Below are 9,105 nucleotides of genomic sequence, written 5' to 3' on the forward strand. Positions count from 1 at the left end.
GTCGCACCCGATCGCGAACGTGATCGGCAACTCGCCAACCCGTCGCCGCTGGTCGTGCCCGCCGCGCAGATTCCTGCCGTGCTGGATCTGCCGACCAGGACGCCGCCGCCGGTGCATGTTCCGGACAACGGCGGCGGCGACACCGGCGTCCTCCCCCCGGGCACCACCGTGCCTCCGCTCACCCCGAAGCTGCCGATCCCGGACCTGTCGACCCCCACCCCCGGCATCCCGCTGCCGACCGGCGACCCGACTTCTCCCGGGCTGCCCACCACGCTCCCCGGCATGCCGACGAAGACACCGGGCCCGATCACCACGGCGCCCGGCACCGACGATGATCTCCCCCTCCCCGGCACCGGTTCGCAGCCCTCGACCACCCCGTCGGTATCGGTGCCCACGCCCTCGGTGACCGTGCCCAGCGCCGAGGTGCCCACCCAGACCGTGCCGACGCCCAGCCAGACCGTGCCGCTGCCGACGCAGACCGTGCCGACCCAGCAGCCCCACCCGACCCAGACCGTCCCCACCCAGGCCGTGCCCACCGCCGGTGTGCCCGGTGGCGCCACCCAGCCGACCGTGGATGTGCCTGCCCCGCCCACTGTGGCCGTGCCGACGGCTGCCGTCGTCCCGACCAACTCGCCGCTGCATCTCGACTCGATCAGTGACGACGGCGCGGGCGCGTACCACTACTCGACGTATGCGGCGACCGCTCACCATGCGACACTGTCGAGCGGTCTCGGCGCGGGCCTGTGGCCCGAGGACGTAGGTGCGGATCTGCATCCGGGAGCATCCGTGGTCGACCCGGTGCTGTACTGATCGAGCCGTTCGCGGCAACGGGGAGCACGCCCATCGAACGATCCGAGCGCGCCACGCAGGAGTAAGGAGGAGGCTTGTCTGCCGCAGCTGGGCTGGAGCCGGCGACGGTGAAACATCCCGCCGCGATGACGCCGCTCATCCGGATGCTCGACGAACTGCGGGAGATGACCAGATCCGCGGGACGTGACGACCTGGACGCCCGGTTGAGCATGGTCCGCGCCAGAATCAGTGATCCGCGGGTGCGTCTGGTCGTCGTCGGCGACCCGAAGAACGGCATGAGCACGCTGGTCAACGGCTTGGTCGGGGCGCCGGTCAGCGCCACCGACGCCGAGCTGAGCGCGCCGGTCATCGTCGAGTACGGCAGCGAGCCGACCGCGTCGGTGATCAAGGCCGTCGGGCCGGGGCGCAGCGAACGTCAGCCCGTCGATCCCGCGCACCTGCGATCGATGCTGACCGTCCAGGGCGTCGTCCGCGCCGAACGCACCGAGCCGAGCGCGTTGCTGGCCGACGGCATCGTCCTGATGGACGCACCGGGCAGCGGCGACGAGCGGATGAAGTGGTCGATGATCGCCGCCGCCGACGCCGTGCTCTACGTGACCGACGCGTCGGCGGAACTGTCTGCCGCGCAATTGGATTACCTGCAGCGCATCCAGCAGTTCTGCCCGACGGTCATCTGTGTGCTCAACAAGATCGACCTGTATCCGCACTGGTCGCATGTGCAGCAGCGGGACCGGGAACTGCTCGATGCCGCCGGGCTCGGATTCGCGGTGGCCCCGGTCTCGGCACGGCTGCACCGCGAGGCCGCGGACATCCACCGCGACATGGAATCCGGTGTGCCGCAACTGATCGACCATCTGCGTGATCAGGTGATCTCGCGCGCCGATGCGGTGGCCAGGGAGGCCGCCCTGCGCGACATCCAGCTCACCGCCGACAACCTCGCCGTCACGCTCTACACCGAGGCGGAGTCCCTGCGTGATCCGCGCAGGCGCGCCGAGATCACCCAGCAGCTGACCATCGCCCGCGAGGAAGCCGATCAGTTGCGCCAGCGCACCGCCAACTGGCAGATCACCCTGGCCGACGGCGCGGGCGAGCTCATGGCCGATATCGAGCACGATCTGCGGCATCGGCTGCGCAGGCTGGCGCGCGACGCCGAGGCCGAGATCGCGCAGACCGATCCGGCGCGCAACTGGAAGGAGTTCGGCGCCGACCTCGACGCTCGCATCTGCGAAGCCATCGAGGAGAACTTCGTCATGGCGCACTACCGCTCGGTCGAGTTGTGCGAGCAGGTGGCCTCGAAGTTTCCCGCGGGCAATCGCCCGCCGCCGCTGCCGGACCTGCGGTTGAGCGATCCCGGCGAGGTGCTCGAGCACGTCGCGCCGTTGGAAGAGCTCGACAGCGCGAATCCCGGTGTGACGCAACAGGTTCTGTCCGGCCTGCGCGGATCCTACGGCGGCATCCTGATGGTGGGTCTGGCCACCAGCCTGCTCGGCATGTCGCTGGTGAACTGGTATTCGGCGGGCGCCGGTGTGCTGCTCGGCATCAACGCGATCTGGGACGACCGCAAGAACCGCAAGCTGCGCAGGCGCGCCGAGGCCAAGGTGGCGGTGGCGCGGCTGATGGACGATGTGATCTTCCAGGTCGGCAAGGAATCGCGTAACCGATTGCGCGCCATGCAGCGTTCGCTGCGCGACCACTTCACCGAGATCGCGAGTCAGGCGCTGCGCGCTGTCGACGAGGCGCTGCGCGTCGCCGAGGAGGCCTACGGCAAGTACGGCGACCGGCGCGAGGACCGGCTCGCCGAACTCAACTCCCAGCTGGGCAAACTGCGCGCCGTGCGGGACCGCGCGACCGACATGGCCGCCTGAACCGTCCCGCCTGCCGCGTTCAGTTCTGCTGATGGGCGGGCCGGAACCCGCTCGCGTCCTGGTCGTTCTCGGCGCGGATCACATGGGTGACCGCGTTGATCAGCGCCAGGTGGGTGAAGGCCTGCGGGAAGTTGCCCAGATGCCTGCCGTTGCGCGGATCGATCTCCTCGGCATAGAGCTTCAGCGGGCCGGCCAGGCCGAGCAGCCGTTCGCACAGGCGCCGCGCGCGCGGGAGTTCCCCGATCTCCACCAGCGCCGACACCAGCCAGAACGAGCAGATGGTGAAGGAGCCCTCGCCGCCGGAGAGCCCGTCGTCGGTGGTCGCGGTCCGGTACCGCAGCACCAGGCCGTTCTCGGTGAGCCGGTCGGCGATCGCGAGCACGGTGGCGCGTACCCGGTGGTCGTTCGGCGGCAGGAAGCGCAGCAGCACGACGAGCAGCAGGGACGCGTCCAGGGCGTCGCTGCCGTAGGCCTGGGTGAACACGCCCTCCTCGGTGACGCCGTTGGCCAGCACGTCGGCTTTGATCTCCTCGGCGATCCGCCCCCACTCGGCCGCCCGTTCGAACTGCGAGTGCATCGCCGCCAGCTTCGCGCCACGATCGAGCGCCACCCAGCACATCACTTTCGACGAGGTGAAGTGCTTGGGTTCGCCGCGCACCTCCCAGATGCCGCGATCCGGTTCGCGCCAATGCGCGATCGCGGCGTCGACCTGCTGTTCCAGCAGCGGCCACAGCGTCTCGGGCACCTGACTGCGCGATCTCACGTGCAGGTACACCGCGTCGAGCATGGTGCCCCAGATATCGTGCTGTTTCTGGCAGTACGCACCGTTACCGATGCGGACCGGGCGCGCGCCGTCGTATCCGGTCAGCTGCGGCAGCTCGACTTCGGTGAGCTCGCGTTCGCCACCGATACCGTAGAGCACCTGGAGCGGGACGGGTTCGCCGTCGGCGCCGGTGGTCACGTCGTTGAGGAAAGCGAAGAAGTCGTCGGCCTCGCGGTCCAGGCCGAGGGTGTACAGGCCCCACAGAGCGAAACTGGCGTCCCGGACCCAGCTGTAGCGGTAGTCCCAGTTGCGTTGCCCGCCCGGCTGTTCGGGCAGCGAGGTGGTGGCCGCGGCCAGCAGCGCGCCGGTCGGGGCGTAGGTGAGGCCCTTCAGGGTGAGCGCGCTGCGTTGCAGATAGTTGCGCCAGGGGTGGTCGGGGAACTTTCCGAGCGTGATCCACTGCCGCCAGCTCTCGATGGTGCGGTACATCTTCTCGGCGGCGTCGGCGAAGGTGACGGGCGCGGGCAGCTCCGACCAGGTCAGCGCCACGAACACCTGGTCGCCCTCGCGCATCCGGGTGCGTGCGCGCGCCTGCCTGCCTTCCAGGCCGAGACGCAGATCGGTGGTCAGCACCAGGCCGGGAGCTCCGCTGCGATCGTCCTTCGGCACGGCGGTGGCCTGCTCGTAGACCTTGCCGGTGTACTCCCACTCGGCCGAGGTGAGGTGGTAATCGAAGGAGGGCTCGCAGCTCATCTCCAGTTCGACGGTGCCGTTGACGCATTTCACGGTGCGCAGCAGCATGTGCTCGGCGTCCCAGTCCATCGGTGTGCGGCGGTGGGTCCGGCTGCGCTGGTCGTTGTTGTGCCAGGGTCCGAGCACCAATGCGTCGCGCACGATCAGCCAGCCGGTCGCGCTCTGCCAGGTGGTCTCCAGGATCAGGCCGCCGGGCAGGTAGCGACGCGCCGCGGGGACGGTGCACCCGTAGGGTCCCAGGCGGAAGTGCCCGGCACTGCGGTCGAGCAGCGCGCCGAACACGCTGGGGGAGTCCGGGCGGGGCAGGCACATCCATTCGACCGAGCCGTTGGAGGCGATCAGGCAGTTGGTCTCGCAGTCGGACAGGAACGCGTAGTCGTCGATCGGCGGAAAGGTGGCGGGACGCGGGTGCCCGGCATACGCGCCCGGATTGTTGTCCTGCACGGCGGCCGGGATCGGCAGGTCGTTCGGTTCGGTATACGACGCCATAACCCATCATCGGGCTCCACCGCCCTCATCGTCCACCGCCCGGCTCCCTGTGTCCGGTGCCCGGAGCAGTAGGCTGGCAGTGTGGAACGCATAGCGGGCTGGTGGGACGGTTTCGAATTGTGGGTGGCGGGGTTGCCGTTCATTCCGCAGTTCTTCGTCGTCCTGGTCGGCATGGTGCCGGTGAGCTTCGCCATCGCCTACCTGCTCGACCGTGGTCTGCGCGCCGCCCTGCGGATGCTCGGCCGGGACCGCAACGAGGGCTCGACCGGATCCCGGGCGGCCGGGTTCCCGGCAGGTGAGTCGCCCGCCGAGTCGATGCGGCCCGAACCCGCGCACAGCGGAGCGCACTGATGCCGCGCTCGCGAGTACAGCTCGCTCTCGTCGCCCTCCTGGTGCTCGTCCTGGTGGCCTGGTTCTTCACCCGCTGATTTCTGCGTGCGCCGGTGGGGGAGTAGATTCATTCGATTCGAACCGCGGTCCGCGCTCTGCTAGAGTCTGCGCGTGTCTTCGAACGCCGTACCGCAGGTCCGCCATGAATTGGCGTTGATCGCTGTCGGCAATCTCGCGGTCGCCGACATTCTCTGTCGCTGAAGCGTGTTCGGACACGTCTGCGCTTCCTGTCCCGTAGACCGGCGCGCACCCATGCAGGCGTGACCGTGCCCGCCGGCCCCCGGCCGGCAGACGCGCCGCTGTCGTCACAACTCTGCCGACAGGTCTACCCGATTCTCAGCTCGTCTCCGCTCCGACGCACCCGGCGTCGTCGCGGTACGCACCGAAAGGGCACCCCGATGTCTCGCAGAACCTGGCTCGCTCCGCGCCGCCGCTTCGCCGCCGCCGCTCTCACCACCGTCGCCGCGGTCGTCCTCACGGCGTGCGGTGGCGGTGCCAGCGATTCCGTGGAGGGCGGCGGCGCCGACGGCAGCGGGGGCAGCATCAACCTCTACGCCTACGCCGTCCCGAAGCCCGGGTTCGACAAGGTCATCCCCGAGTTCCAGAAGACCGAAGCCGGCGCCGGCGTGCAGATCCAGCAGTCCTACGGCGCCTCGGGCGATCAGTCCCGCAAGGTCAAGGACGGCGCGCAGGCCGATGTCGTCAACTTCTCCGTCGAGCCCGACATCACCCGCCTGGTCAAGGCCGGTCTGGTCGACGAGAGCTGGAACGCGGGCGCCGACAAGGGTGTGCCGTTCGGTTCGGTCGTGGCGATCGTGGTCCGCAAGGGCAACCCCAAGAACATCCAGAACTGGGACGACCTGTTGAAGCCCGGTGTCGAGGTCGTCACCCCGAACCCGTTCAGCTCGGGCTCGGCCAAGTGGAACCTGCTCGCTCCCTACGCGGCGAAGTCCGAGGGCGGCAAGAACCCGCAGGCCGGCCTGGATTACCTGAGCCAACTGATCTCGCCCGAGCACGTGAAGGTGCAGCCGAAGTCGGGCCGTGAGGCGACCGAGACCTTCCTGCAGGGCACCGGTGACGTGTTGCTCAGCTACGAGAACGAGGCGATCTTCGCCGAGCGCAACGGCGACCCGATCGAGCACATCGTGCCCGCCGACACCTTCAAGATCGAGAACCCGGTCGCGGTCCTGAAGAACGCCCAGAACCCGGAGAAGGCCGTCGCCTTCCGCGACTTCCTGTTCACCCCGGAAGGCCAGAAGGCCTGGGCCTCGGCCGGCTTCCGCCCGGTCGACCCGCAGGTCGCCGCCGAGTTCGCCGCCGACTTCCCGACCCCCGCGAAGCTGTGGACCATCGATGATCTCGGTGGCTGGGCCAAGGTCGACAGTGAGCTGTTCACCGCGGACACCGGTTCGGTCGCGGTCATCTACGAGAACGCCACCAGGTGACCTGGTGAGCTGAAGCACACGGAATACTGGATCAACGTGACTGACAGCAGTAGCGCCGACGCCGGAGCGAAATCCGGCGTCGGCCTCGCAGAGAAACAGCCACGCCCCCGGCGCTCGCCGTCGGCGTGGCTGCGGGTCAGCGGCTCGGTCGGCCCGCTGGGGATCGCCACGGCGGTGTTGTGGCTGAGCATCATCGTGCTGCTGCCGCTGGCCGCGCTGACCGTCACCTCGTTCGAGAACGGTTGGTCCGGATTCTGGGACGCGGTTACCGCGCCCGCCGCCCTCGACGCGCTGCGCATCACCGTCTTCGTGTCGGTGGTGGTCGCGGTGATCAACGTCGTGATGGGCACGCTCATCGCCTGGGTTCTCGTCCGTGACGAGTTCCCCGGCAAGGGCGTGGTCAACGCGCTGATCGACCTGCCGTTCGCCCTGCCGACCATCGTGGCCAGCATCGTGCTGCTGTCGCTCTACGGTCCGCAGAGCCCGGTGAACATCCATCTCAACGCCACCCAGCCCGGTCTGGTCGTCGCGCTGGCCTTCGTGACGCTGCCCTTCGTGGTGCGCTCGGTGCAGCCGGTGCTGATCGAGGCCGACCGTGAGGTGGAGCAGGCGGCGCTGTCGCTGGGCGCGAGCAACTGGGTGACCTTCCGCCGGATCGTGCTGCCCGCGCTGACCCCGGCGATCATCAGCGGCGGCGGCCTGGCCTTCGCCCGCGCCATCGGCGAATACGGCTCGGTGGTCCTGATCGGCGGCGCCATCCCGCGTGAGACCGAGATGGCCTCGCAGTACATCCAGAAGCAGATCGAGATCGACCGCCCGATCAACGCCGCCGCGGTGTCGGTGGCCCTGCTGCTGATCGCCTTCGTGACGCTGCTGTTGCTGCGCTTCCTGGCCGATCGCTCCGCGCGCAAGGAACAGTCGAGCCGATGAAAACCTCACCACTGACCCGCCTGTCGTTGCGCACGGTGGCGCTGGCCTATCTGTTCGTGCTGCTGGTGCTGCCGCTGATCATCATCCTGTGGCGCACCTTCGAGAACGGCATCGGCGCGTTCATCGATTCGATCACCACGCCCGCGGCCATCTCGGCGTTCCAGTTGTCGTTGCTCATCGTGGCGATCGTGGTGCCGTTGAACGTCGTGTTCGGCGTCATCACCGCCCTCGCGCTGGTGCGCGGCCGCTTCCCCGGGCGCAATCTGGTGCAGGGCGTCGTGGACCTGCCGTTCGCGGTCTCGCCGGTGGTCGTCGGCGTCGCCCTGATCCTGCTGTGGGGTGCGGGCGGCTGGTTCGGCGGACTGGAGTCCTACGGCTTCAAGGTCATCTTCAGCCTGCCCGGCATGGTGATCGCGACCATCTTCGTGACGCTGCCGTTCGTGGTGCGCGAGGTCGAACCGGTGCTGCACGAGATCGGCGACGACCAGGAACAGGCCGCGGCCACCTTGGGCGCCTCCAAGTGGCAGACGTTCTGGCGGATCACCCTGCCCGCGATCCGCTGGGGCCTGACCTACGGCGTGGTGCTCACCGTCGCCCGCGCGCTCGGCGAGTTCGGCGCGGTGATCATGGTGTCCTCGGCGCTGCCCGGCAAGTCGCAGACGCTGACCCTGCTGGTGCACGGCCGCTACATCAACGACCACAACACCTTCGGCGCCTACTGCGCCGCCACCCTGCTGATGGGCATCGCCCTGGTGACCCTGCTGCTGATGACCGTTCTCGAACGCAAGCGGGACGCCAAATGATCACCCGCGCCGGAGGCATTTCATGATCACCGTGACCAACGCCCGCAAGAACTACGGCAGTTTCGCCGCGCTCGACGACGTCACCATCGAGATCCCCTCCGGTGAGCTGACCGCGCTGCTCGGCCCGTCCGGTTCGGGCAAGTCGACGCTGTTGCGCTCGATCGCCGGCCTCGAAACGCTCGACGACGGCGTCGTGGTGATCGCGGGCAAGGACGTGACCCGGGTGGCGCCGCAGAAGCGCGACATCGGCTTCGTCTTCCAGCACTACGCCGCGTTCAAACACATGACGGTGCGCGACAACGTCGCCTTCGGCCTGAAGATCCGCAAGCGGCCCAAGGCCGAGATCGCCAAGCGGGTGGACGAGCTGCTCGGCATCGTCGGCCTGGACGGCTTCCAGCACCGCTACCCGGCGCAGCTGTCCGGCGGTCAGCGTCAGCGCATGGCGCTGGCCAGGGCGCTGGCGGTCGACCCGCAGGTGCTGCTGCTCGACGAGCCCTTCGGCGCGCTCGACGCCAAGGTCCGCGCGGACCTGCGTACCTGGCTGCGCAGGCTGCACGAGGAAGTGCACGTCACGACCGTGCTCGTCACCCACGACCAGGAGGAGGCGCTCGACGTCGCCGACCGGATCGCGGTGATGAACAAGGGCCGCATCGAGCAGGTCGGCACCCCCGAGGACGTCTACGACCGGCCCGCCAACGAGTTCGTCATGTCCTTCCTCGGCGACGTCGCCCGGCTCAACGGCCACATGGTGCGCCCGCACGACATCCGCGTCGGCCGCGACCCCAGCATGGCGCTGGCCGCGGACGAGGGCACCGCCGAGTCGGCGGGCGTCACCAGGGCCACGGTGGAGCGCGTCG

Annotated in this window: 8 protein-coding genes and 1 pseudogene; 8 read left to right on the forward strand and 1 reads right to left on the reverse strand. The window is 69.0% G+C overall.

Annotated elements, in window-relative coordinates:
• Together ON26_RS06530 and ON26_RS06535 are read left to right on the forward strand one after the other, a co-directional pair.
• Positions 1-810, forward strand: a pseudogene (locus ON26_RS06530) (hypothetical protein); the annotation flags it as partial.
• Between the two features lie 74 nt (positions 811-884).
• Complete coding sequence (locus ON26_RS06535; RefSeq protein WP_040795088.1) at positions 885-2,675, forward strand: dynamin family protein; 1,791 nt, start codon at positions 885-887, stop codon at positions 2,673-2,675.
• Positions 2,676-2,694: 19 nt separating this feature from the next.
• Here the strand turns inward: ON26_RS06535 and ON26_RS06540 are convergent, their stop codons facing one another.
• Complete coding sequence (locus tag ON26_RS06540; protein ID WP_083883803.1) at positions 2,695-4,680, reverse strand: glycoside hydrolase family 15 protein; 1,986 nt, start codon at positions 4,678-4,680, stop codon at positions 2,695-2,697.
• Between the two features lie 81 nt (positions 4,681-4,761).
• Here ON26_RS06540 and ON26_RS06545 point away from each other — a divergent pair, with 81 nt between their 5' ends.
• The 6 genes from ON26_RS06545 to ON26_RS06565 all read left to right on the forward strand — a co-directional run.
• Complete coding sequence (locus ON26_RS06545; protein ID WP_040795089.1) at positions 4,762-5,031, forward strand: hypothetical protein; 270 nt, start codon at positions 4,762-4,764, stop codon at positions 5,029-5,031.
• A 150-nt stretch (positions 5,032-5,181) separates the two neighbouring features.
• A complete protein-coding gene (locus tag ON26_RS35055; protein WP_324188356.1) occupies positions 5,182-5,271 on the forward strand; it encodes an Ms4533A family Cys-rich leader peptide in 90 nt (29 codons plus the stop codon).
• Positions 5,272-5,468: 197 nt separating this feature from the next.
• A complete protein-coding gene (locus ON26_RS06550; protein WP_040795090.1) occupies positions 5,469-6,515 on the forward strand; it encodes a sulfate ABC transporter substrate-binding protein in 1,047 nt (348 codons plus the stop codon).
• 129 nt (positions 6,516-6,644) lie between these two features.
• A complete protein-coding gene (gene cysT / locus ON26_RS06555) occupies positions 6,645-7,445 on the forward strand; it encodes a sulfate ABC transporter permease subunit CysT (protein ID WP_085998959.1) in 801 nt (266 codons plus the stop codon).
• Positions 7,442-8,248 carry a sulfate ABC transporter permease subunit CysW gene (gene cysW / locus ON26_RS06560; RefSeq protein WP_040795092.1) on the forward strand — a complete coding sequence of 269 codons (807 nt, stop codon included), beginning with the start codon at positions 7,442-7,444 and terminating at the stop codon, positions 8,246-8,248. The genes cysT and cysW overlap by 4 nt, the downstream gene beginning before the upstream one ends.
• 22 nt (positions 8,249-8,270) lie before the next feature.
• A partial coding sequence (locus ON26_RS06565) for a sulfate/molybdate ABC transporter ATP-binding protein (RefSeq protein WP_040795093.1) occupies positions 8,271-9,105 on the forward strand: 835 nt, incomplete at its 3' end.

The sequence above is a fragment of the Nocardia higoensis NBRC 100133 genome (genome assembly GCF_000308595.1).
GTDB lineage: Bacteria > Actinomycetota > Actinomycetes > Mycobacteriales > Mycobacteriaceae > Nocardia > Nocardia higoensis.